Consider the following 23,958-nt stretch of genomic DNA (forward strand, 5'->3'; position numbering starts at 1 on the left):
AAATGCAGCCTTGCGACATACCCCTTGGAGGAAGATTTATCGATTATTTTTATATCGATAATTCAATGAGATACGATCCAAATATCGTATTGTGAAATGGCTTTTTCTATCTTGCAACGACAGTGTTTGTGCCGCGCAGCACGTCTTTTGCGACGCAAAAGGTCATTGCACATCGTGAAATATGGAGAGGGAACGAAAAAAAAACCGATGCACCAGGCATCGGTTTTCTTTTGCGACAGGGAAGCGGTGTGTGAAACCGCTCCTGGCGACTGCTTAGCTGCCGCGGCGCGGGGCGCGCGGACCGTCGTTGCGACGTGCGGCGTAGCCGTCGCGCGAGCCGAAGCCGCCTTCGCGGTTGCCGCCGCGATAGCCGCCTTCGCTATTGCCGCCACGATAGCCGCCTTCGCTGTTACCGCTGCGGAAGCCGCCTTCGCGCGAACCCGTGTTCGCACCTGCGTTCGACTTGTTGGCATAGCCGCCGGCGTTGCCCGATCCATAGCTGCGACCGGTGCTGCTGCCGCCGGCGTTGCCGCCGCCGCCAAAGCGTCGGCCGCCACCGCCGTTACCGGCCGGACGGCCACGACCGCCGCCGAAACCGCCCTTGGGCGCCGTCTTGCGCGGCTCGAAGCCCACAACGACGTTCACCGGCAGCGGGTTACGCACGAAGCGCTCGATGCGCTTCAGCGCGCCCGTTTCGGCGTGATGCACGAGGCTCACCGCGGTGCCGCTGCGGCCAGCACGGCCGGTACGGCCGATACGGTGCACGTAGTCTTCCGCGAACTTCGGCAGGTCGTAGTTGAAGACGTGCGTGATGCCCGGGATGTCGATGCCGCGCGCGGCGACGTCGGTTGCGACCAGCACGCGCACGCGACGCTCGCGCAGCGCGCGGATCGTGCGATTGCGCGCGCCTTGCGGCAGATCGCCGTGCAGCGCGGCGGACTCGAAGCCTGCGTCGGCGAGACGGTTGGCGATGAGATCGGCGTCGCTCTTCGTTGCCGTGAAAACGATCGCCTGATCGAGTTCGGAGTCGCGCAGCAGATGGTCGAGCAGACGATCCTTGTGGTCGCGGTCATCGACATAGTGCACGGTCTGCGCGATATTCTTCGCTTCCAGCTTCTGCACGATCTCGATGCGCTCCGGATTCTTCAGGAGACGCCCGGTCAGCGACGAAATCTTGCCGTCGATCGTTGCCGAGAAAAGCAGCGTCTGGCGCGAGGCCGGCGTCGCGTCGACGATCTTTTCGATATCGTCGATGAAGCCCATGTCGAGCATGCGGTCGGCTTCGTCGAGCACGAGAATGTTCAATTCCGACAGATCGATGCGGCCGCGCTCCAGATGGTCGATCAGACGGCCCGGCGTCGCGACCAGGATTTCGGGGTTCTTCGCGAGGAGCATCAACTGCTGACCGTACGCGACGCCGCCGAGAATGCTGACGGTGCGCAGGCGCAGATGCTTGCCGTACGTCGTCGCGGCGGTGGAAACCTGCATCGCGAGTTCGCGCGTCGGCGTGAGCACGAGCAGACGCGGGCGAGCGACCGGCTGCGGACGACGGCCGCGCTGGGCGTTCGCGTCACGCGGCGCACGCGGCTGTTGCGCTTCCAGCTTCTGCACTTGCAGGAATTTTTCGATGGCGGGCAGCATGAATGCCGCCGTCTTGCCCGAACCGGTCGGGCTGGAGACGAGCAGGTCGCGACCGGCGAGCGCGGCGGGAATAGCGCGCTGCTGCACGGGCGTCGGCGACTGATAGCCCGCTGCGGTCAGCGCGGACACGATTTCGGCGGAAAGGCCGAGCGATTCGAAAGTGGGGCCGGTGGGCGTGTCGGCCGGTGCTTCGATGGCCGGCGTGTCGACCGTGGGGGTGATGCTGATGTCTGCTGCGAGGTTGTCCAACGGGCTAGCTGTGAAGCTCGAAGTCATGTCGATCCTTGAAACGAGGAGTAAGGCGTCGGCGCCAATCGGCATACCCAGGTCGTTGGATTCAGCGAGCGAAGAAACAGCGAGCAAATCGAAAAACGTAGGCAACTCGCGCGAACGTGCGGCGAGTGTCTTTGTTAGAAGCTGTATCGTATACCGCAGGCTCGATCGTTCCAAAGAGAACGACGGGCGCTGACGTCAGCCTGATGCATGACGGGCCGCGGAACATACTGCGCGCAATACAACGGCGCAACGGCCTAGCAGGGAGGGGACAGTTTCTAAACTGGATTGGAGCGAAACGCTACGAAGCGCCTTGCTGCGCGAGGCTTGCCCGGAGTTTTGTCAACAGGCATGCGATCCGCAATTCAAGCGCTAACCGCAAGTATATCCGAGTTTGCTGCACTGCGCCACATTTTGACGCATGGCCGCGCCATCTTCGGGCATCGGGCGGCGCGGCCATTGTTCGGTGGGCTCTCAGGCGGCTTCGCCCCGCTTGAGCGATGCGACGAGTTCGACGTAGCGCGCCTTGGCGTCGTCGACGGGCGTGCCTTGCAGCGCGGCCCACGCTTCATGTTTGTACTTGCCGGCGACGTCCGTGAAGCCCGGCTTTTCGCCCTGCACGTCGCCGATGCTCGCCTGCTTGAAGAGTGCATAGAGGCGCAACAGCGTGAGGTTGCCGGGGCGCTCGGGCAGTTGCGTCACGTCGGACTGGGCCTGGGCGAATAGCTGGTCGATGTCGGTCATGCGTGCTCCGTTTCTCTCGGGATGGACCGACGATCTTAGCAAGCGAGGCGCACGCGCCCTGTCGAGGCTTTCCTCCAACCGAGGACGTCCGCGAGGCGCGAACCGGATCGATCGCGGCGCGCGGATCACGCGAATCCGGCGCATGTCCCGCATTACAATACCGGCTATGACACGCACCGTTTTGCTCGCCCTCGATACGTCGACAGAGTTTTGCTCCGTCGCGCTTCTGCTCGCCGACAGCGCTTTCGCCGCTACTCCGAATATCGCCGCGCCCCAGTACGTGAACGGCGACACGCGCGTCTGGCTTCGCCACGAGGCGACCGGCGCCGTGTCGAGCACGCGTCTCTTGCCCGCCGTGCGCGAACTCTTCGATGCCGCCGGTCTCGCGCTTGCCGATTGCGACGCGATCGCGTTCGGTGCGGGCCCCGGCTCGTTCACCGGGCTGCGTACGGCCACAGGCGTCGCGCAAGGACTGGCGTTCGGCCTGGGCGTGCCGGTCGTGCCGGTGAGCACGTTGCTCGCATGCGCGGAGGGCGCGCGCCTGAACGATCCGTCGATTCCTTCGCGCGTGCTCGCCGCGCTCGATGCCCGCATGGACGAGGCGTACTGGGCCGACTTCGAATTCGATGCCGCCGCCGGAGAATGGCGTACGCTGCATCCGGCCGCGCTCGATAAACCCGGCGCGCTGCCGTTGCCCGACGCGCCGTTCGCGCTCGCCGGCAACGCTGCGGCCGCGTTCGGCGATCGCCTGCCGGCGCTCGCCGCCGCCGCGCGTGTCGATCGTGAAGCGTTGCCGCATGCATTGCCGGTCGCGCTCATCGGCTTGCGCGAACTGCGGGCGGGACGTGCGGTCGCGCCCGAACTCGCCGCGCCGGAATACGTGCGCGACAAGGTCGCTCAGACCACGGCCGAGCGCATGAAGGCACGCGAGGAGGCGCTTCGGTGAGCGGGGTGCTGCTGGCCGATCGGTATCTCACGCCGATGACCGAAGCGGACCTCGATGAAGTCGCCGCGGTCGAAAAGCTCGCCTACGAGTTCCCGTGGAGCCGCGGCAATTTCCAGGATTCGCTGCGTAACGGTTATTTCGGCGTGTGTCTGCGCCACGTGACCGGTACGCTGATCGGCTATTGCGTGCTGATGCCCGTGGTCGACGAGATGCATCTGCTCAACTTATGCGTCGCGCCGGTGGCGCAGCATGCGGGCGCGGGTCTCACGCTGCTGCGCGAGGCGGTGCGCATCACGCGCGCGAAGAAGCTCGAAGGCGTGCTGCTCGAAGTGCGGCCGTCCAATCCGCGCGCGATCCAGCTTTACGAGCGATTCGGTTTCGCAGCCATCGGGCGTCGCAAAAATTATTATCCCGCGCGACATCGCTCGCGCGAGGACGCAATCGTCATGCGTCTGTCGTTCATGGAGGAGAGTGCGCATGGCGCTCGATGAAATGCTGATTGAGGAGTTGGGCATCGGACCGGTCTGGGTCCGGCGCGGCGCTGCCGCTTTGACGCCGGGCGAGGACGAGCGTCCACCCGTCGCGCAGGTGACGGAGGCGGGCACACCCGTCGCGGTGCGGCAAGAGCCGACGCCTGCCGAGCCGCCGTCGCAGCCGATAGAAGCGCCCACGCGCGCGATCCGGCACGAAGCGAAACCCGGCGATCAGCCCGAATCCGACGCGCCGCCCCTCGACGCCTACGACGATCTCCCCTGGACCGACGAGGCGCCCGTGCACGTCGAGCCCGCCGTCGCCGAAGCGCCGAGCGACGTCCACACGCTCGACTGGGACGCGCTTGCCGAGCGCGTCGCGAATTGCGAGCGCTGCCGTCTGTGCGAACGCCGCACGAACACGGTCTTCGGCGTCGGCGATCGCGAAGCGGACTGGATGCTGATCGGTGAAGCGCCGGGCGAGAACGAGGACAAGCAGGGCGAGCCGTTCGTGGGCCAGGCCGGCAAGCTGCTCGACAACATGCTGCGCGCGCTCACGCTGTCGCGGCAGTCGAACGTGTATATCGCAAACGTGATCAAGTGCCGGCCGCCCGGCAACCGCAATCCCGAACTCGATGAAGTCGCGCGCTGCGAGCCGTATCTGCAACGGCAGGTCGAGCTCGTGAAGCCGAAGGTCATCGTCGCGATGGGGCGCTTCGCCGCGCAAAGTCTGTTGAAGAACGAGGCCAGCATCTCGTCGATGCGCTCTCGTGTGCACGAATATCGCGGCGTGCCGGTGATCGTCACGTATCACCCGGCTTATCTGTTGCGCAGCCTTCAGGACAAGTCGAAGGCGTGGGCCGATCTCTGTCTCGCGCGCAAAACGTATCGCGAGGCGCTCGCCGCGCTCGGCGTCGAGCAAGGAGCGGAGAAGGGCGGCATCTGATGACGGCCCCGGCGAGCGAGCTCACGCGCCTCGTCGATCGTTTCGACGACGTTACGGTTCGCGATCTCGCCTGGCTTCTGTTTGCGCCCGATCTGCTGCGCGAGGGCGACGCCGCGCTGGCGCATCCGTTCGCATCGGCGCAAGAGCGCGACGCGACGCTCACGTGGCTGAAGGCGCTCGACGCCGCACCGCAGCCGCTCCACGGTCACGCGCGCGATCCCAAGTTCACACGGCTCGGCATCTATGCCGAGAGCCTCGTCCGCTTCTTTCTTGCGCATGGGCCGGCGGCGCGGCTCATCGCGGCGAACGTGCCGTTGCGGCATCAGCGGCGCACCATCGGCGAATGCGATTTTCTGCTCGAATCGGCAAGTGGCGCGCGGCTGCATTGGGAGCTGGCGGTGAAGTTCTACCTTCATATCGGCGACGACGACGGCGACGCGTCACGCGCGGCGCGTCTATCGAACTACGTCGGGCCGAATCTTCAGGATCGCTTCGATATCAAGCACGCGCGGCTCATGACGCATCAACTGGCGCTGACGCGGCGCGCCGAGTTCGCCTTGCTCGGCTTCGACGGGCCGTGGCAGGCGCAGTTGTTCATCAAGGGCAGGCTCTTCTATCACGGGCTCGACGGCGATCAGGTCGCGCCCGCGCCCGAAATCGGCGAGAACCATTTGCGCGGATGGTGGCTGACGGCCTCGGAATGGCGCGAGGCGCGGGCGATTGCGCCGAACGACGACCGCGCGTGGATCGTGCAGCCGCGCATGGCATGGCTCGCGTCGCGGCGGCTCGATGCGGATGCCGCCCGCACGCTGATCGCGGAATCGGATGCGATCCGCGCGCGTCTCGAAGGCACGATCGCGCCGACCATGATCGCCGCCTACGCGCGCGACGAAGCGGGGAATTTCGTCGAGGAATCGCGCGGTTTCATCGTGCCGGACGACTGGCCGATGCGCGCGCGCGAATTCGCCGCGTCGGCGAACTGATCACCACCAGCGGAAGAAATGATGCACCGGCCCGACGCCATGGCCGACGTCGAGCCGCACGCTCGCTTCGATCGCGCCGGTCAGATAGCGCTTGGCTTCGGCGGCCGCGCTCGCGAGATCATCGGATTGCGCAATGAGCGCCGCGATCGCCGACGACAGCGTGCAGCCCGTGCCATGCGTATTCGGCAGCGGCACGCGCGCGCCGCCGAGCCTGAGCGCGCCGGCCGCCTCAATGAGCCAGTCGGGGCTTTCGGTCGATGCGAGATGGCCGCCTTTCATCAGCACGGCCCGCGCACCGAGCGCGCGCAATGCTTCGCCCTGACGGACCATCGCGTCTTCGTCGGCGGCGCTTTCGGTGCCGAGCAGCGCCGCCGCTTCGGGCAGATTCGGCGTAACGAGCGTCGCGAGCGGCAGCAATTCGTCGCGCAGCGCGGCGACCGCTTCAGGGGCGAGCAACGCATGATTGCTCTTCGAGATCATCACGGTGTCGAGCACGACGTGGCGCGGCCGATGACGCTTCAGCGCAGCGGCGACCGCGCGCACGATGCCCGCGTTCGCCAGCATGCCGATCTTCACGGCATCGATACGGATGTCGTCGAACACGGCGTCGAGTTGCGCCGTGACGAATGCGGGCTCCGGAGCGTGGACAGCCGTCACGCCGCGCGTATTCTGCGCGGTGAGCGCCGTGATGACGCTCGCGCCATACGCGCCGAGCGCGGAGAAAGCCTTCAGATCGGCCTGAATGCCCGCGCCGCCGCCCGAGTCGGAGCCGGCGATGGTGAGAACGTTGGGAATGGATTTCGTTGCAGCCATATCAGATTCGGGTTCGGGCGCGCGTGATGGTCGCGCGCAATGCCGCGGCTGCCTCCCGCGGATCGGCTGCCTTGCAGATCGCGGAGACCACGGCGAGGCCGGCGGGTTCGGCGCGCATCACGTCGGCGGCGTTGTGCGCCTGGATGCCGCCGATCGCCACCGTCGGCAAGTGCGCGGCGGCGCAGATTTCAGCGAGGCCGTCGATGCCGCACGGCGTGGAGGCGTCGGTTTTGGTCGGTGTCGCGTACACCGGACCCGCGCCGAGATAGTCGATTATGCCCGCGAGCGTCCGGGCGTCGGCGGTTTCATCGAGATTCGATACCGACAGGCCGATCAACGCATCCGGCCCGAGCAACTGCCGCGCGAGCTCGGCGGGCAGATCGCGCTGGCCGATATGCACGCCGTCGGCGCCGACCGCCAGCGCGACGTCTAGATGATCGTTGACGACGAACGGCACGCCGTGCGCGCGCGTGAGCGGCAACAACTCGCGCGCGAGATCGAGCCACGCGCGCTTGTGCCACTCGGGCGCGCGCAGTTGCACGAAAGTCGCGCCGCCTTCGAGCGCGGCGCGCGCGACGCGAACCGCCGCGTCATGACCGCCGCACTGCACCGGATCGAGCACGAGATAGAGCGAGAGATCGAACGCGTCGCGCATGGTCAGCCGGAAACGATGTCGCGCCGCACGAGTGTCTTGCCGAACGCCGCTTCGTCGAGCGATGCGAGCCGGTCCAGATACGCGACGGCGAAGCTGCCGGGCAGGGCGGCGTCGCGCGCGGCGAGCTCGCCCGCGATGGTCGAATAGGCGATGGCGGCGACGGTCGCGGCCCAGAACTCGTCGCGATCCGACACCGCGCCGACGAACGCAGCCACCGTCGCGGATAGCGCGCAGCCGACGCCGGTCACGCGCGTCATCAAGGGCGAGCCGTTCGACAGCGCGATCACGCGGCGGCCATCGGTCACGTAATCGGTCTCGCCCGTGACCGCGACGACGGCCTGCGTCTTCAGCGCGAGCACCTGCGCGGCATCGAGCGCGGCGTCGGTGGCGGCGGTGCTGTCGACGCCTCGTCCGCTCGCCGCGCCGCCCGACAGGCTGATGATCTCCGACGCGTTGCCGCGGATCACCGCGGGCTTCGCGTCAAGGAGATCGAACGCGAACTCGGTGCGAAACGCGAGCGGCCCGACCGCGACCGGATCGAGCACCCACGGCGTGCCCGCGGCGTTGGCGGCTTCGACGGCGGCGCGGATCGCGCGGCTTTGCGGCACGTCGAGCGTGCCGAGATTGACCGACAGCGCGTTGGCCACGGCCGCGAACTCGCCGACTTCCTCACGCGCGACGACCATCGCCGGCGCGGCGCCGATCGCGAGCAGCACGTTGGCGGTGAAGTTGGTGACGACGAGATTCGTGAGGCAATGCACGAGCGGCGCGCGGTCGCGCACGCGGGTGACGAACGGGAAGAGATCGGCGGCGAGCATGATGGAAGTCGATTGAAACGAGTGCGTGCGACGCGTCAGTGCCGTGCTTCGCCGATCAGCGCGACCGAATCGAACGCGCGCTGATTGGCCTGATGTCGCCGCATCACGAAGTACATCATGAAACATACGAACGAACCGAACAGCACGATGACGAACTGGATCGGCACGTCAAGCCACACGAGCACTGCATAGAGGCACAGCATGACGAGCACCGAGAGGTTCTCGTTGAAGTTCTGCACGGCGATGGAATGTCCGGCGGAAAGCAGCACGTGCCCGCGATGCTGAAGCAACGCGTTCATCGGCACGACGAAAAATCCCGACAGGCCGCCCACGATCATCAGGAACACATACGCGATCAGCAGATAGCCGGGGAAGTGCATCTTGCCGAAGTAGATGCCCCAGTGCGCGGGAAAGAGATGGCGCGTGTAGAACGCCATCAGCATGACGGCGAGTCCCATGATGATGCCGACAGGCAGCACCGAGAGCGAGCGCTTGAGCGGCACGCGCGCGGCCGCGAGGATCGCGCCCACCGCGACGCCCACGGCGATCACGGCCTGCAGAATCGCGGCTTGCGAAAGCGTCATGCCGAGCGAAACTTCGGCCCATTTCAGCACGATGAACTGCAGCGTCGCGCCCGCGCCCCAGAAGAGCGTCGTGACGGCGAGCGAGATCTGGCCGAGCTTGTCGCGCCACAGCACGACAAAGCAGTCGGCGAAATCGGTGATGAGCTTAAGCGGCCGCGTTTCCTGCTTCGGATAACGCGCGCCGGTGTCGGGAATGCGCAGGTTGAACATCGCGGCGACCACGTACATCAGCATGATGACGAGCATCGCGGCTTCGGCGGGCGTGTAGATGCGCGGAATGTGCAGCGACAGCAGATGACCCGCGATATGCGGGCTGATGAGCGCGCCGCCCATGACCGTGCCGAGAATGATCGAGCCGACCGTCGTGCCTTCGATCCAGCCATTCGCGGCGACGAGCCGGTCGGCTGGCAGGAGTTCGGTCAGAATGCCGTACTTTGCCGGCGAATAAGCGGCCGCGCCGAAGCCGACGATGCCATACGCGAGCAACGGATGCGCGCCGAAGAGCATCGTCACGCAGCCGACGACCTTGATCGAATTGGTGACGAACATCACGTGGCCCTTGGGCCGCGAATCCGCGAAAGCGCCGACGAACGCCGCGAGAACCACATACGACAGGACGAAGAACAGCTTGAGCAGCGGCGTCATCCAGTTCGGCGCGTGAAGGTCTTTCAGCAGTGCGATGGCAGCGATCAGTAAAGCGTTATCGGCCAACGACGAGAAAAACTGCGCGGCCATGATGGTGTAAAAACCTTTTTTCATCTGATCCGAAGCTTTCCTCACTGCGGGTGATCCGCCCCGGGCACCTGTCGTGCACTCGGGCTTATGCCTTTCGAAATGGGTTGTGCGCACGGCTTTATAACACGAAAATAGGCGCATTCTGATCAGCAGTAATCTCGATCGCGCCAGAAATGACGCGTCTGCGTCCGGGATTCCTCATAAGATACTGATTCGCAAGGCGTCCCGGCCGGCGCAGCAGGACGCGGCCCGCTCGCGTATGCTCGACTTTTAGACCGCACTCGTTGCAATTCCACCAAACGCTCATGCCGCGCCCCCTCTCTGCAACAATCCACACCGCCGCACTTGCCAACAACTTAGCCATTGCACGCAAGTACGCGCCGAAATCCAAGATTTGGGCCGTCGTCAAGGCCAATGCGTATGGCCACGGTCTCGCCCGGGCGTTCCCCGGACTGCGCGCAACAGACGGCTTTGGCCTTCTGGACCTCGAAGAAGCCGCGAAGTTGCGTGAATTGGGCTGGGCCGGGCCAATTCTTTTGCTCGAAGGCTTCTTCCGGCCGACCGACATCGACGTGATTGATCGCTACAGCCTCACCACGGCCGTGCACTGCGACGAGCAGTTGCGCATGCTGGAAATGGCGCGGCTCTCGAAGCCGGTCAACATTCAGTTGAAGATGAACAGCGGCATGAACCGCCTCGGTTACACGCCCGAGAAGTTCCGCGCCGCATGGGAGCGCGCGCGCGCCGTGCAGGGCATCGGTCAGATCACGCTCATGACCCATTTTTCCGATGCCGACGCTCCGCGCGGCATCGCGCATCAACTGGAGGCGTTCGAGCGCGGCGCGGAAGGCATCGCGGGCGCGCGCAGCCTCGCGAACTCGGCAGCGGTCTTGTGGCATCCGGACGCGCACTGCGACTGGGTGCGGCCCGGCATCATGCTGTATGGCGCGTCGCCGTCGGGCGTGACCGCGGACATCGCCGATACCGGTCTCAAGCCCGCGATGACGCTCCAGTCCGAGCTGATCGCGGTGCAGACGGTCGACGCGGGAAGCAGCATCGGTTATGGCTCGACCTATACGGCGGGAACGTCGATGCGTATCGGCGTGGTCGCGTGCGGTTACGCCGACGGCTATCCGCGCGTGGCGCCCGAAGGCACGCCCGTGATCGTGGACGGCGTGAGGACGCGGCTCGTCGGCCGGGTGTCGATGGACATGCTGACCGTCGATCTGACGCCGTGCCCGGGCGCGGGCATCGGCTCGCGCGTGGAACTGTGGGGCGGGAATCTGCCGATCGACGATGTCGCGAGCTCGGCCGGCACGATCGGCTACGAACTCATGTGCGCCATCGCGCTACGCGTGCCGGTGCGCGCGGAATAGGCGCGGCATAACTCTCAACGAAAACTCAAAGCAAGGCAGTGTGTGGCAAAAGTAGCGAAGGCAAAGACGCTTTATACGTGTAGCGAATGCGGCGGTCAGTCGCCAAAGTGGGCCGGTCAGTGCGCCGCGTGCGGGGCGTGGAACACGCTGATCGAATCGGTGGAGCAGGCGCCTTCCGCGCACCGCTTCCAGGCGCTCGCGAAGAGTTCGTCGGTGCGCAAGCTCGCGGACATCGAGGCGTCGGATGTGCCGCGTTTCACGACCGGCGTCGGCGAATTCGATCGCGTTCTGGGCGGCGGCCTCGTGCCGGGCGGCGTCGTGCTGATCGGCGGCGATCCGGGCATCGGCAAATCGACGCTGCTGCTGCAATCGCTCGCCGAAATCGCGCGCGAGCGCCCCGCGCTCTACGTGAGCGGCGAGGAATCCGGCGCGCAGATCGCGCTGCGCGCGCAGCGGCTCGGGCTGATCGGCGAGGCGAGCGCCGCGGGCGATCTCGCGCTACTCGCGGAAATCCAGCTGGAAAAGATTCAGGCGACCATCGACGAGCAACGCCCCGAAGTCGCCGTCATTGACTCCATCCAGACGATCTACTCGGAAGCGTTGACCTCCGCGCCGGGCTCGGTCGCGCAGGTGCGCGAGTGCGCGGCGCAACTCACGCGCATCGCGAAGCAGACGGGCACGTCGATCATCATGGTCGGCCACGTGACGAAGGAGGGCAGTCTCGCGGGGCCGCGCGTGCTGGAGCACATCGTCGATACCGTGCTGTATTTCGAGGGCGACACGCATTCGTCGTTCAGGCTCGTGCGTGCGTTCAAGAATCGCTTCGGCGCGGTGAACGAGCTCGGCGTCTTTGCGATGACCGAAAAGGGCTTGCGTGGCGTCGCCAATCCGTCGGCGCTCTTCCTGTCGCAGCACGAGCAAAGTGTCGCGGGTTCGTGCGTGCTCGTGACGCAGGAAGGTTCGCGGCCGCTGCTCGTCGAAGTGCAGGCGCTCGTCGATACCGCGCACGTGCCCAATCCGCGCCGGCTCGCGGTCGGCCTTGAGCAGAACCGGCTGGCGCTGTTGCTGGCGGTGCTGCATCGGCACGCGGGTATCGCGTGTTTCGATCAGGACGTGTTCCTGAACGCGGTCGGCGGCGTGAAGATCACGGAACCCGCCGCGGATCTGGCCGTGCTGCTTGCGATTCACTCGTCGTTGCGCAACAAGCCGCTGCCCAAGGGCCTCATCACGTTCGGCGAAGTCGGCCTGGCCGGTGAGATCCGGCCGTCGCCGCGCGGGCAGGATCGCCTGAAGGAGGCGGCGAAGCTCGGCTTCTCGATCGCGCTGATTCCGAAGGCGAACGCGCCGAAGCAGCCAATCGATGGCCTCAAGGTGATCGCGGTGGACCGCATCGAGGAAGCGATCGACCGGGTTCGCGATCTCGAATGATTTAATGATCGGACCCTTCGTAACGGGGCGTAAAAATCCCGTTGCGCAATGTAACCCAAGCGACGCGCGGTTTTTCTATCCTTACGGGGCTACCTCATTGGGGTAACTTCGCGGCCAACTTCGCTAAATGCATCTCAATAAGCGACGTGACTGGAAGGATCGAGAGGACCACGCATTGAAACACTCAAAATCAAGCCGAACGAAGGCCGCGTTCCATCTGCGCGGATGCCGAGTCTCCCCGCCGCTTCAGCAGCCGTGGGGAAGCGTCTGCCGGATCGTCGAATGGATCGACGAGCAAGGCCAGATCTCGCGCCGCGTCGTCGCGGCCGATGTCACCGAGGATGAAGTCGTCGCAACCATTCGCGAGCACGTGACGGGCCGCAAGCACGTGCTTATCGACGACGAGCGCCAGCCGCGTCAGGTCTTGCCGCGGCGCTAGGCGCTTCTAGGCGCTTTTGAAGAGCGGGTGCGCCGCCGCTTCGGCGGGCGTGAGCACGGGCGCGACGCAGCAATCGAGCGGCTCCAGCAACGTCATCCATTCGTCGCGCGTGCGTTCGCGAAAACGCGCGGCAACTTGCGCGGACAATTCCGCCGCGTCCGCCTGGCCGATGGCCTGCCCGAGACTCCAGTGCCGCTGCGCCCAATCGGGACGGCCGAGCGCTTCGCACAAGGTCTGCCAGAACTTCAGCTCCAGCGCGCCCACCGCGACGAAGCGGTCATCGCGCGTGCGATACACGTCGTAGCAGGGCACGCCGCCGTTCAGGAGGCCAGCGCCCGCGCGCGTCCCGGCTTCGTTGGCATTGGCGAGCGCGACATGCGCCATCACGTTGTGCGCGTGCATCGCGTGGGTCATCGATACATTCAGGCAGCGTCCTTCGCCGCCGCGCGCGACATGCCACGCGGCCGCGAGTATTTCCATGACCGCCGAAAGCGCGCCGCCGAGCAGATCCGCCAACTGAAAATTCGGTACGACGGGCGTGCCGTCGCGCGCCGTGAGTTGGTCGAGCACGCCCGCATACGCGATGTAGTTCAGATCGTGGCCGGCTTTGTGCGCGAACGGACCCTCGCTGCCGAAGCCCGTGATCGCGCAATAGACGAGCTTCGGATTCGCCTCGCGCAGCACGTCGTAGCCGACGCCGAGCCGCGCCATTACCGAAGGGCGGAAGCTCTCGACGAGAACGTCCGCATCGCGTGCAAGCTCGATCAGCTTCGCGCGGTCATCGTCCGTTTTGAGATCGAGCGTGAGTTGCCGCTTTCCACGATTGACGATGCGGTAGAACGCGCTCGGCGTGCTGCTTTGCCGGTCGGCTTCGCCTTGCAGCATCGTGCGCGCGTAGTCGCCTTCTCCGGGCGGCTCGATCTTGAGTACATCGGCGCCGAGTTCCGCGAGCCGCAGCGTGGCGACGGGGCCGGGCAGAAGCCGCGTCAGATCCAGCACGCGCAGGCCAGTCAGAGAAGGCGTCAATTCGTCGATCTCCGGTTATGAGCCGATCTGCTCAAGTTCCTCATGCGCTTCGAGCCATTCCATTTCGAGCGTTTCGAGGCGGGTATTCACTTCGCCCTGGCGGCGGATCGTCTCGGTGAGCTTTGCCTTCATCGCGGCTTCGTAGCTCGCCGGATCGGCGACGAACGCATCGAGCTCCGTTTTTTCCGCGTTGAGCTTCTCCATCTCTTTCTCGATTTTCGAGATGCGCGACTTGAGCGGCTTGGTCAGATGCGCAAGCTTCTGACGCTCCTGCGCTTCCTGTCGACGCTGCTCCTTTCGATTGAGCGCGCTGTCCGCGGAGTCGCCCGAGCCCGCGCCGCTCGCTTCCTTCGCGGCCGCGCGCGTTTCGGCGGCGTGCTGCAAAAGCCAGTCGCGGTAGTCGTCGAGATCGCCGTCGAACGGATTCAGGCGATGCTTTGCGACGAGCATGAAAGTATCGGTCGTCGCGCGCAGCAGATGCCGGTCGTGCGACACGAGAATGAGCGTGCCTTCGAACTGCGCGAGCGCCATGGTCAGCGCGTGGCGCGTTTCGAGGTCGAGGTGGTTGGTCGGCTCGTCGAGCAGCAGCAGATTCGGCTTCTGCCAGATGATGAGCGCCAGCGCGAGCCGCGCTTTCTCGCCGCCGGAGAAGGGCGCGATTTTCGCAGTCGCCATTTCGCCGGAGAAGTTGAAGCTGCCGAGGAAATCGCGCAGTTCCTGCTCGCGCGTGTCCGGCGCGAGGCGCGCGAGATGCTGGAGCGCGGAATCGTCCGGGCGCAGCGTTTCCAGCTGGTGCTGCGCGAAATAGCCGATCCGCAGGCCTTTGCCCTGTTGCACGTCCCCGGAGAGCGGTTCGAGGGTCTGCGCGAGCGTCTTGATGAGCGTCGATTTGCCCTGGCCGTTCGCGCCCAGCAAGCCGATGCGCTGGCCGTTCTGGATCGACAGCGTCACGTCCTCGACGATCGGAATCTCGCCGCCCGCGTCGTTGTGATAGCCGCAGCGCACGCTCTCCATGACCATCATCGGATTGGGCGCGACGGCGAGTTCGCGGAATTCGAACGTGAAGGGCGAGCTCGCATGCGCGGGCGCGATCAATTCCATCTTTTCGAGCGCCTTCACGCGGCTTTGCGCCTGCTTGGCCTTGCTCGCCTTGGCCTTGAAGCGGTCGATGAAGCTCTGCAGATGCGCGACCGTTCGTTGCTGCTTCTCATACGCGCTCTGCTGCAGCGCCATTTGCTGCGCGCGCAGCACTTCGAACTGGCTGTAGTTGCCGCCGTAGCGCTTCACCTGGCGATTCTCCAGATGCAGCGTGACGTTGCAGACGGAGTCGAGAAACTCGCGATCGTGCGATATGACGACGAGCGTGCCTGGATAGCGCCCGAGCCAGTCTTCCAGCCAGACGATGGCGTCGAGGTCCAGGTGGTTGGTCGGTTCGTCGAGAAGCAGCAAATCGGACGGACACATCAGTGCCTGCGCGAGATTCAGGCGCATGCGCCAGCCGCCCGAGAAGCTCGACACCGGCTCGCGCGTTTGTTCGAGCGTGAAGCCGAGGCCGAGCAGAAGCGTTTCGGCGCGTGCGGGCGCGGTGTAGCCGTCGGCGTCCGCGAAGGCGGCGTGGGCTTCACCGGCGGCCACGCCGTCGTGCGCGGCGGAAGCGGCAGCGATGCGCGCTTCGATCGCACGCAGATGCGTGTCGCCGTCGAGCGTGTAATCGAGCGCGCTGCGATCCACTGCAGGCGTTTCCTGTGCGACGTGCGCGATGCGCCACGACGGCGGCATCGAGAAATCGCCTCCGTCCGCGTGCAGTTCGCCGCGCAGCACGGAAAAGAGCGTCGATTTGCCCGCGCCGTTTGCGCCGACGAGACCGGCCTTCTCGCCCGGATTGAGCGTGAAACTCGTGTCTTCGAAAAGCGGCTTGGTGCCGCGGGACAGGCTGAACTGGTTGAAACGGATCACGTGGGAATGGCGGCGAAAAGGGCGCGGCTTTGAGGGAAAGCGCTATTTTAGACCGGACCGGTTGCGAGGCAGGGGTCGGCCGTTCGGCTAATGGCGGCCGAACGCGCGCCGGGTTAGCATCGCGTGACTCTCATCGAATTTTTTCGGAGCACGCCATGAGCGCAGCCAGCGAAGGCATCTACGGCTTCTCGGCCGAAACACTCGACGGCGCAACCGTCAGTCTCGACAAGTACCGCGACAAGGTGCTGCTCATCGTGAATACGGCGAGCGAATGCGGCTTCACGCCGCAGTACAAGGGTTTGCAGGAGGTCTACCAGCAGTACGCGACGCGCGGTTTCGAGGTGCTGGGCTTTCCGTGCAACCAGTTCGGCAGGCAGGAACCGGGCGATGCCGGGCAAATCGGCGCCTTCTGCGAGAAAAATTACGGCGTCACGTTTCCGATGTTCGCGAAGGTCGACGTGAACGGCTCGAACGCGCATCCGCTCTACAGGTATTTGAAGGACAAGGAACCGGGTCTGCTCGGCATCGAAGCGATCAAATGGAATTTCACGAAGTTTCTCGTCGATCGCACGGGCAAGGTCATCAGGCGCTATGCGCCCCAGACGAAGCCCGAGTCGATCGCGGACGACATCGAAAAGCTGCTCTGACGCCGCTCAGAGAATGGGCGCGAAGAGCCGCGCGACGTGCATCGCCATGCGACGCCAGAAGGCCTTGCCGCGATAGTCGTCACTGTCGATCTCGAAGGAATGCGCGAAGTCGGCGAGCAGCATGGTTTCGACTTCGCTCGCGAATGCCCGATCCACCGTCAGCACCGTGATCTCGAAGTTCAGGCGGAACGAGCGGTTGTCGAGATTTGCGCTGCCGATCGACGCGGCGATGTCGTCGACGAGCACGACCTTCTGATGCAGAAATCCCGGCTTGTAGCGGAAGATGCGCACGCCCGCCTGCACCAGGTCGTACGCGTAGAGCCGCGACGCCGCGAACACCACGCGATGATCGCGCCGGCTCGGAATCAGGATGCGCACGTCCACGCCGCGCATCACCGCGAGCCTGAGCGCCGAGAACACGGCTTCGTCCGGAATCAGATAGGGCGACGTAATCCAGATGCGCTCGCGCGCCGCGTTGATCGCCTCGACGAAAAAGAGCGAGCAGGTTTCCTGTTTGTCCGCCGGGCCGCTCGACAGCACCATGCAGTGCATGTTCTCGCCGGAATGCGGCACCGGGCCGAGTTCGGGCAGGCGCTGCGTCGCCCAGTACCAGTCCTCGGTGAAGACGAACTGAATGCTCGCGACCGCCGGGCCGCGCACTTCCACATGTGTGTCGCGCCAGGGCGAAAGCCGTGGATTGCCGCCGAGATATTCGACGCCCACGTTATGCCCGCCGACGAACGCGCATTTGCCGTCCACCACGACGATCTTCCGATGATTGCGGAAGTTGATCTGGAAGCGGTGCACGAACTTGCGCGTGGCCGCGAACGGATGCGCCTCGACGCCGCCCGCGCGCAGCGCATTCACGTAGCGGTGCGGCAGGTCGAAGCTGCCGATGCTGTCGTAGAGAAAGTACACGCGCACGCCGGCCTGGGCTTTCTTGATGAGCGCGTCCTTGAGCATGTCGCCGAGCGCGTCGGCACGCACGATGAAGAACTGCACGACCACGTAGTGTTCGGCTGCGGCTATCGCTTCGAAGATCGCGGCGAACGTGGCGTCGCCGTTGATGAGCACGCGCGCCGAGTTGCCGCGCAGGAACGGCATGCCGGACAGGCGTTGCAGCGTGCGGATCGTCGGATTGCCAAGATAGGCCGCCGGTCCCGGCGCGATCTCGCCGCGCGCGCCGGCGGAATCGGCGAGCGGAGCGCCATCGAGTGTATCGCTGCGGGCCCCCGAATCCCACTCGGCGGGCTTCGAACGGCTGCGCAGGATCTCGATTTCCAGCCTGCGCGCGTCGATATACCCCGCGAACTTGCTGCGGCCGAGGAAGAGATAGGGAATCAGCGTGAAGTAGGGCATCGCGACGAGCGACACCGCCCACGCCACCGCGCCTTGCGACGTGCGTGTGTTAATGATGGCGTGGATCGCGGCGATCACGCCGAGCACGTGCGCGGCCATCACGAGCGTGCCGAGGTGAAGCCAGTCGGATGCTTGCATAGACGCGAGAAGGACCGAAGTGCCTGGTAAATGGCGATCCGCCATATTACCCAACGCTCATGCGCGAAGTGTCAGAGATCGTTGCGGCGCGTGCGTCGCCGCAACGATCGTTCGGGCCGGGGCGTCAGGCCGGCAGATCGGCGGCCTGGATCAGGAAAACATTGTCGTCGCCGGCGCTCGTCGAAAGCCACACGAGATCGAGGCCGCCCAGCGCCGCTTCCACGTTCGGGCGCTCGTTGCCGATCTCGACGACGAGCACGCCGTCCTCGGTCAGCCACTTGCCTGCGTCGCGCACGATGCGCCGTACCACGTCCATGCCGTCCGCGCCGCCCGCAAGCGCGAGTTCCGGTTCGTGACGATACTCTTCGGGCAGCGCCTGCATCGCGTTCGCGTTGACGTACGGCGGATTCGTGATGATGACCTCGTAGCGCGCCGCGGGCAGCGGCGCGTACAGGTCGCCTTCGTAAAGACTTACGCGCTCGCCGAGACGGTAATCGTCGACGTTGCGGCGCGCGACCGCGAGCGCATCGGCGGAGATGTCGACCGCATCGACATCGGCGTTTTCGAAGGCTTGCGCCGCGAGAATCGCGAGGCAGCCCGAGCCGGTGCACAACTCGAGTACGCGCGTGACCTGATCCGGATCGGTCACGTAGGGCTGCAAGCCGTCCTGCAGCAATTCGCCGATGAACGAGCGCGGCACGATCACGCGCTCATCGACGTAGAAACGGCGGCCGTGCATCCACGCTTCCTGCGTGATGTACGCGGCGGGAATGCGCTCCTTTGCGCGGCGCTCGATCACTTTCATGACGGCGTCGATTTCGTGGTCGAGCAGGCGCGCGTCGAGGAACGGATCGAGCGTGTCGAGCGGCAGGTGCAGCGTGTGCAGGATCAGATACGCGGCTTCGTCGTAGGCGTTGGACGAGCCGTGGCCGAACGACAAGCCCGCTTCGGTGAAACGCGAGACGCCGAAGCGCAGCAGGTCGCGCACGGTGGTGAAGGGCAGCGCCATCGAAGGCTCCTTTTTATTGTCGGATATGAATTAGGCGATCAGTGCTTCGAGCACGCGGCGGTACACGTTCTTCAACGGCTCGATGAAACGCACTTCGACATGCTCGTCGATCTTGTGGATCGTGCCGTTCGGCGGGCCGAATTCGACGACCTGATCGCAGATTTGCGCGATGAAGCGTCCATCGGACGTGCCGCCCGTGGTGGACAACTCGGTGCGCACGCCGGTTTCGTCGGCGATGGCTTTTTCGAGCGCGTCCGAAAGTGCGCCGCGCGGCGTGAGAAACGGCAATCCGCTCACGATCCACTGCAAATCGTAATCGAGACCGTGCTTGTCGAGAATCGCGCGGACGCGGTTTTGCAGGCTCTCGACCGTACTCGCGGTCGAGAAGCGGAAGTTGAACATCAGGTCGGCGTGACCGGGAATGATGTTGGTCGCGCCCGTGCCCGAATGCAGGTTCGACACTTGCCAGGTTGTCGGCGGGAAGTATTCGTTGCCGTCGTCCCAGCGCTCGGCGACGAGTTCCGCCAGAGCGGGCGCGAGCAGATGCACCGGGTTCTTCGCGAGATGCGGATACGCGATATGCCCCTGCACGCCCTTGACGACGAGCTTGCCCGTCATCGAGCCGCGCCGGCCGTTCTTGACCATGTCGCCGAGCGTGGCGTTCGAGGTCGGCTCGCCGACGATGCAGTAATCGAGCCGCACGCCGCGCGCTTTCAGCGCTTCCACGACCTTGATCGTGCCGTCGGTCGCGGGGCCTTCTTCATCGCTCGTGATGAGAAACGCGAGCGTGCCGCGATGCTCGGGGCATTGCGCGACGAATTCCTCGCTCGACACGACGAACGCCGCCAGCGACGCCTTCATGTCCGCCGCGCCGCGCCCGTACAGCTTGCCGTCGCGATGCGTGGGCGAAAACGGCGGCGAGGTCCATTGTTCGAGCGGGCCGGTCGGCACGACATCGGTATGGCCGGCGAACGCGAGCAGTTTGGCCGTGGCGTCGGTGCCGCGCCTGACGGCCCAGAGATTGGTGACGCCGCCCGATTCGATCGTTTCGCATGCGAAGCCGATCGCCGCGAGCCGCTCGATCATGAGCGCCTGACAAGCCTGATCGTCGGGCGTGACGGATGCACGCGCGATCAGTGCTTCGGTGAGGGAAAGGGTGCCGGACATGGTCGTTTCGAAATATTGCGACAGATGACGCGATAAAAAAATGCCGGCGCGCGGGCCGGCACTCGTAGCAAGCTTGCGATGACCGTCGAGTTCACAGTCATCGCCTTCGCTCAGGCAAAGAGCGTTTCGTACTGCTCGGCGGAAAACCCGAGCGTCTTCACGCGCCCGTTCACGACCACGACCGGCCGCTTGATGATCGACGGCTTGTGGATCATCAGCGCGATCGCGCCGTTGGTCGTGTCGGCTTCGGCCTTGTGCACGTCGGACAGGCCGCGCCACGTCGTGCCGCGCTTGTTGATGAGCTGATCGGTCGATACGTCCTTCAGCCAGTCCCGAACCAGTTGCTCGTTCACGCCGGCCTTCTTGAAGTCGTGGAACTCGAACGGCACGTCGTGCTCTTCCAGCCACACGCGCGCTTTCTTCACGGTGTCGCAGTTCGGAATGCCGTAGACGACAGTCGTCTTAGCCAAATCAGTCGCCTCGCAGCAGTTCGTTCAGGCCGACCTTCGCACGCGTCTTGGCATCGACCTTCTTGACGATGACGGCGCAGTAAAGGCTGTGCGACCCGTCCTTCGACGGCAGGTTGCCCGCGACGACGACCGAACCCGCCGGAATGCGGCCGTAGCTGACTTCGCCGGTTTCGCGGTCGTAGATCTTGGTGGACTGGCCGAGGTACACGCCCATCGAGATGACGGAATTCTCTTCGACGATCACGCCTTCCACGACTTCCGAGCGCGCGCCGATGAAGCAGTTGTCTTCGATGATGACCGGGTTCGCCTGCAACGGCTCCAGCACGCCGCCGATGCCCACGCCGCCCGAGAGATGCACGTTCTTGCCGATCTGCGCGCACGAGCCGACGGTGGCCCACGTGTCGACCATCGAGCCTTCATCGACGTATGCGCCGATGTTCGTGTACGACGGCATCAGCACGACGTTCTTCGCGATGAACGAGCCGCGGCGCGCGATGGCCGGCGGCACGACGCGGAAACCGCCCGCGGCGAAGTCTTCGGCCGTGTAGTTGGCGAACTTCGAGGGAACCTTGTCGTAGAACTGCGAGTAGCCGCCCGCGGGCATCGGCGCGTTGTCTTCGAGACGGAACGACAGCAGCACGGCCTTCTTCAGCCACTGATTCACGACCCAGTCGCCATCGCGCTTTTCGGCGACGCGCATCTGACCTTTGTCGAGCTGCTCGATCGCATGCGCGACGGCTTCGCGGACTTCGGCGGGCGCGGCCTTGGGCGACAGCTCGGCGCGGTTTTCCCAGGCGGTATCGATGATGCTCTGAAGTTGTTGCGACATAGTGATATCAAGGATGGAGAGTTAAGACCGGCAGGCTCAGACGATGAGCGTGCGGCAGAATTCGACGATGCGGCGAGCGCCTTCGACACATTCCTCTGTTTCGGCCACGAGCGCGAAGCGCACGAAACCCTCGCCGGGATTCGTGCCGTGCGCCGAACGAGCGAGAAAAGAGCCCGGCAGAACCGTCACATTATAGTCGGCGTACAGGCGCGCCGCGAACTCGGTATCCGTGAGCCCGGTGCCCGAAACGTTCGCCCAGAGGTAGAACGCGGCGTCGGGCAGGCGCACGTCGAGCACGTCGGCGAGCATTGGCGTGACCGTCTGGAATTTTTGCAGATACCGCGCGCGGTTGTCGCGCACGTGCGTTTCATCCTGCCACGCGACGACGCTCGCGCGCTGAAACACCGTCGACAGCGCCGCGCCGTGATACGTGCGATAGAGCAGGAAATCCTTCAGGATCGACGCGTCGCCCGCGACGAAGCCCGAGCGCATGCCGGGCACGTTCGAGCGCTTCGACAGGCTCGACAGCATCACGAGACGATCGAAGTTGCGATTGAGCAGCCGCGCGGCTTCGAGCCCGCCGAGCGGCGGATTGGTCTCGTCGAAATAAATTTCCGAGTAGCACTCGTCCGACGCGATCACGAAGCCGTGCTTGTCCGACAGCGCGAAGAGTTCGCGCCAGTTTTCGAGCGTGAGCACGGCGCCCGTCGGGTTGCCCGGCGAGCACACGTAGAGCAGTTGCGTGCGCGCCCAGATGTCGTCGGGCACCGCCGAGTAATCGCACGCGAAGTTGCGCGCCGGATCGCTGTTGACGAAGTAGGGCTCGGCGCCGGCGAGCAGGGCCGCGCCTTCGTAGATTTGATAGAACGGGTTCGGACAGAGTACGATGGGCGGTTCGGCGGCGTTGGTCGTGCGGCTGTCGATCACGGTCTGCGCGAGTGCGAAAAGCGCCTCGCGCGAGCCTGCCACGGGCAGCACTTGCGTCGCCGGATCGAGCGATTCGAGGCCGTAACGCCGCATCGCCCACGCCGCGATCGCCTGGCGCAGCGGCTCGCTGCCGAGCGTCGCCGGATAGGTGGCGAGGCCGTCGAGCGAATGGATTACCGCGTCGCGGATCAGCGCGGGCGTCGGATGTTTCGGCTCGCCAATGCCGAAGCTGATCGGCGTGAATTCCGCGCGCGGCTCGATGCCTTTGAAGAGCACACGAAGCTTTTCGAACGGATAAGACTGAAGTTTATCGAGAAGTGGATTCACGGCGTGACCGGTAAGCAGTGAGCGATGCGCGCGAGGCAAGTGGCCTGCGAGCGCGGCATCGGAAGACATCGAGCGGACGTGAAGCAAGCGGACGATTATAGCGCGCGGCCCCGGCTCGCAAGCGGGCGGCGGCACGCGCCACGAAGGACATGGTACGAATGAACAAGCTCGAAAAGGGCGCGATCGGCGGAGCGCCGGCATGACTCGCAGCCTTCGGAATGCATGGCCGACGCTTGCGATCATGCTCGGCGCGTCGGTGTGGGGTCTCGTCTGGTACCCGATGCGCATGCTCGCCGCGATGGGTCTCTCCGGCACGGCCGCGAGCGCCACGACGAGCGCCGCCGCGTGCGTCTTCGTGCTGCTCGCGAAACGCCGCTCGATCAGCACGCTGTCGTGGCACTGGCTGCTCGTCGCGCTCGGCGTGGCGGCGGGCGTGACCAATATCGGTTTCGTGTGGGGCGCGATCCACGGCCAAGTGATGCGCGTGCTGCTGCTCTTTTATCTGACGCCTGCGTGGACCGCGGTCTTCGCCCACTTCATTCTGCAAGAGCGCCTGACCCGCGCCGACGCCGCGCTTTCGCTGCTATCGCTCGCGGGTGCGGTGACGATGCTCTGGTCGCCCGAGCTCGGCATGCCGCTGCCGGCCAATCTCGCCGAATGGGCGGGTCTGATGGGCGGCATGGGCTTCGCGATGAGCAACGTGCTCATCGTGAAAGTCACGCGCACGCTGCCCGCGATGAAACCCGAGATGCGCACGGCGGTGATCTTCGGCGGCGCGGCGTTCATCGCGTCCATCGTCACGCTGTTCGAGCCGATGCCCGCGCCGCCCACCGCCGCGCTTCTGCCCACGGTGGCGCTGATCGTGATCGGGCTCGGCGTCGTGCTCGCCGGCAACAACATGATCGTGCAACTGGGTCTGGCCCGCGTGCCGGCCAATCGCGCGTCGATCATCATGCTGTTCGAGCTCGTCGTCACGGCGCTGTCGGCGTGGCTCTTCGCGGGCGAAGCGCCCGGGCCGCGCGAATGGGCGGGCGGCGCGTGCATCGTCGTCGCGTGCGTGTTGTCGGCGTGGCTGCATCGGCCGCGCGCATCGCGTTCGCCGCCTGCGCCGGACATCGGTGAAGACGCGCCGCAAAGCCAAAAGAAATCGACTCGCGCGATGGTATGATGGTGTCCGCTTCGCCGGGCCTCTCGCGCACAGGGTGCTGCGTGGCCGAATGCGATCGACAGACCCGGTTCTGGTCTGTCTGCC

23 protein-coding genes are annotated in these 23,958 nt (G+C 65.2%); 9 read left to right on the top strand and 14 right to left on the bottom strand.

What is annotated here, in order from left to right:
• Window positions 1-273 precede the first annotated feature (273 nt).
• On the bottom strand, window positions 274-1,917 hold the full coding sequence (locus tag AWB82_RS27745) for a DEAD/DEAH box helicase (RefSeq protein ID WP_086972531.1): 1,644 nt from the start codon (window positions 1,915-1,917) through the stop codon (window positions 274-276).
• A 471-nt stretch (window positions 1,918-2,388) separates the two neighbouring features.
• Window positions 2,389-2,658 (bottom strand): acyl-CoA-binding protein, encoded by a 270-nt coding sequence (locus tag AWB82_RS27750; protein ID WP_086972532.1) that lies wholly within the window; start codon window positions 2,656-2,658, stop codon window positions 2,389-2,391.
• A 166-nt stretch (window positions 2,659-2,824) separates the two neighbouring features.
• On the opposite strand from AWB82_RS27750, the gene tsaB reads away from it, so the two are divergent.
• The 4 genes from tsaB to AWB82_RS27770 are packed head-to-tail and all read left to right on the top strand — an operon-like array spanning window position 2,825 to window position 6,003.
• Window positions 2,825-3,604, top strand: coding sequence for a tRNA (adenosine(37)-N6)-threonylcarbamoyltransferase complex dimerization subunit type 1 TsaB (gene tsaB / locus AWB82_RS27755; protein ID WP_200818216.1), 780 nt, complete (start codon window positions 2,825-2,827; stop codon window positions 3,602-3,604).
• The gene (gene rimI / locus AWB82_RS27760) at window positions 3,601-4,095 is read left to right on the top strand and encodes a ribosomal protein S18-alanine N-acetyltransferase (protein WP_086972533.1); all 495 of its coding nucleotides are present in this window, start codon (window positions 3,601-3,603) and stop codon (window positions 4,093-4,095) included. The genes tsaB and rimI overlap by 4 nt, the downstream gene beginning before the upstream one ends.
• Window positions 4,082-5,020 carry a uracil-DNA glycosylase gene (locus AWB82_RS27765; protein ID WP_086972534.1) on the top strand — a complete coding sequence of 313 codons (939 nt, stop codon included), beginning with the start codon at window positions 4,082-4,084 and terminating at the stop codon, window positions 5,018-5,020. Before rimI ends, AWB82_RS27765 begins: the two co-directional genes overlap by 14 nt.
• Window positions 5,020-6,003 (top strand): DUF1853 family protein, encoded by a 984-nt coding sequence (locus AWB82_RS27770; RefSeq protein WP_086972535.1) that lies wholly within the window; start codon window positions 5,020-5,022, stop codon window positions 6,001-6,003. The genes AWB82_RS27765 and AWB82_RS27770 overlap by 1 nt, the downstream gene beginning before the upstream one ends.
• Here the strand turns inward: AWB82_RS27770 and thiD are convergent, their stop codons facing one another.
• Genes thiD through lplT form a run of 4 tightly spaced genes read right to left on the bottom strand, consistent with a single transcriptional unit; the run spans window position 6,004 to window position 9,632 of the window.
• The gene (gene thiD, locus AWB82_RS27775) at window positions 6,004-6,816 is read right to left on the bottom strand and encodes a bifunctional hydroxymethylpyrimidine kinase/phosphomethylpyrimidine kinase (protein ID WP_086972536.1); all 813 of its coding nucleotides are present in this window, start codon (window positions 6,814-6,816) and stop codon (window positions 6,004-6,006) included. It abuts the gene before it with no gap.
• A 1-nt stretch (window position 6,817) separates the two neighbouring features.
• Window positions 6,818-7,471 carry a thiamine phosphate synthase gene (thiE, locus tag AWB82_RS27780; protein ID WP_086972537.1) on the bottom strand — a complete coding sequence of 218 codons (654 nt, stop codon included), beginning with the start codon at window positions 7,469-7,471 and terminating at the stop codon, window positions 6,818-6,820.
• Between the two features lie 2 nt (window positions 7,472-7,473).
• Window positions 7,474-8,289 carry a hydroxyethylthiazole kinase gene (gene thiM, locus AWB82_RS27785; protein ID WP_086972538.1) on the bottom strand — a complete coding sequence of 272 codons (816 nt, stop codon included), beginning with the start codon at window positions 8,287-8,289 and terminating at the stop codon, window positions 7,474-7,476.
• Window positions 8,290-8,324: 35 nt separating this feature from the next.
• Entirely contained in the window at window positions 8,325-9,632 is a 1,308-nt protein-coding gene (lplT, locus tag AWB82_RS27790) for a lysophospholipid transporter LplT (RefSeq protein WP_086972539.1), read from the bottom strand.
• A gap of 281 nt (window positions 9,633-9,913) precedes the next feature.
• Between lplT and alr the strand changes: the two genes are divergently transcribed.
• The 3 genes from alr (at window position 9,914) to AWB82_RS27805 (ending at window position 12,851) form a co-directional block, all read left to right on the top strand.
• Window positions 9,914-10,984: an alanine racemase gene (gene alr, locus AWB82_RS27795; protein ID WP_086972540.1), complete on the top strand. Its 1,071-nt coding sequence runs from the start codon at window positions 9,914-9,916 to the stop codon at window positions 10,982-10,984.
• Between the two features lie 42 nt (window positions 10,985-11,026).
• Window positions 11,027-12,412 carry a DNA repair protein RadA gene (gene radA, locus AWB82_RS27800; protein ID WP_086972541.1) on the top strand — a complete coding sequence of 462 codons (1,386 nt, stop codon included), beginning with the start codon at window positions 11,027-11,029 and terminating at the stop codon, window positions 12,410-12,412.
• Between the two features lie 175 nt (window positions 12,413-12,587).
• Window positions 12,588-12,851, top strand: coding sequence for a DUF2866 domain-containing protein (locus AWB82_RS27805; RefSeq protein ID WP_086972542.1), 264 nt, complete (start codon window positions 12,588-12,590; stop codon window positions 12,849-12,851).
• A gap of 6 nt (window positions 12,852-12,857) precedes the next feature.
• On the opposite strand, the gene AWB82_RS27810 is transcribed toward AWB82_RS27805, so the two are convergent.
• Window positions 12,858-13,877, bottom strand: coding sequence for a CaiB/BaiF CoA transferase family protein (locus AWB82_RS27810; RefSeq protein ID WP_086972543.1), 1,020 nt, complete (start codon window positions 13,875-13,877; stop codon window positions 12,858-12,860).
• Between the two features lie 15 nt (window positions 13,878-13,892).
• Window positions 13,893-15,833, bottom strand: a complete 1,941-nt coding sequence (locus AWB82_RS27815; protein ID WP_086972544.1) for an ATP-binding cassette domain-containing protein — start codon at window positions 15,831-15,833, stop codon at window positions 13,893-13,895.
• Between the two features lie 155 nt (window positions 15,834-15,988).
• Here AWB82_RS27815 and AWB82_RS27820 point away from each other — a divergent pair, with 155 nt between their 5' ends.
• Window positions 15,989-16,480, top strand: coding sequence for a glutathione peroxidase (locus AWB82_RS27820; protein WP_086972545.1), 492 nt, complete (start codon window positions 15,989-15,991; stop codon window positions 16,478-16,480).
• Between the two features lie 6 nt (window positions 16,481-16,486).
• On the opposite strand, the gene cls is transcribed toward AWB82_RS27820, so the two are convergent.
• The 6 genes from cls to dapC all read right to left on the bottom strand — a co-directional run bounded on the left by cls (window position 16,487) and on the right by dapC (window position 22,706).
• Window positions 16,487-17,977, bottom strand: a complete 1,491-nt coding sequence (gene cls / locus AWB82_RS27825) for a cardiolipin synthase (RefSeq protein WP_086972546.1) — start codon at window positions 17,975-17,977, stop codon at window positions 16,487-16,489.
• 124 nt (window positions 17,978-18,101) lie between these two features.
• A complete protein-coding gene (gene prmB, locus AWB82_RS27830; protein WP_086972547.1) occupies window positions 18,102-18,986 on the bottom strand; it encodes a 50S ribosomal protein L3 N(5)-glutamine methyltransferase in 885 nt (294 codons plus the stop codon).
• Window positions 18,987-19,016: 30 nt separating this feature from the next.
• Window positions 19,017-20,153, bottom strand: coding sequence for a succinyl-diaminopimelate desuccinylase (dapE, locus tag AWB82_RS27835; RefSeq protein ID WP_086972548.1), 1,137 nt, complete (start codon window positions 20,151-20,153; stop codon window positions 19,017-19,019).
• Window positions 20,154-20,263: 110 nt separating this feature from the next.
• On the bottom strand, window positions 20,264-20,623 hold the full coding sequence (locus AWB82_RS27840; protein ID WP_086972549.1) for an ArsC family reductase: 360 nt from the start codon (window positions 20,621-20,623) through the stop codon (window positions 20,264-20,266).
• A 1-nt stretch (window position 20,624) separates the two neighbouring features.
• On the bottom strand, window positions 20,625-21,452 hold the full coding sequence (dapD, locus tag AWB82_RS27845; RefSeq protein WP_086972550.1) for a 2,3,4,5-tetrahydropyridine-2,6-dicarboxylate N-succinyltransferase: 828 nt from the start codon (window positions 21,450-21,452) through the stop codon (window positions 20,625-20,627).
• A gap of 36 nt (window positions 21,453-21,488) precedes the next feature.
• A complete protein-coding gene (gene dapC / locus AWB82_RS27850) occupies window positions 21,489-22,706 on the bottom strand; it encodes a succinyldiaminopimelate transaminase (protein ID WP_086972560.1) in 1,218 nt (405 codons plus the stop codon).
• A gap of 199 nt (window positions 22,707-22,905) precedes the next feature.
• Here dapC and AWB82_RS27855 point away from each other — a divergent pair, with 199 nt between their 5' ends.
• A complete protein-coding gene (locus AWB82_RS27855) occupies window positions 22,906-23,874 on the top strand; it encodes a DMT family transporter (protein WP_086972551.1) in 969 nt (322 codons plus the stop codon).
• Window positions 23,875-23,958 lie beyond the last annotated feature (84 nt).

Origin of the sequence: Caballeronia glebae, assembly GCF_001545035.1 — a bacterium.
GTDB lineage: Bacteria > Pseudomonadota > Gammaproteobacteria > Burkholderiales > Burkholderiaceae > Caballeronia > Caballeronia glebae.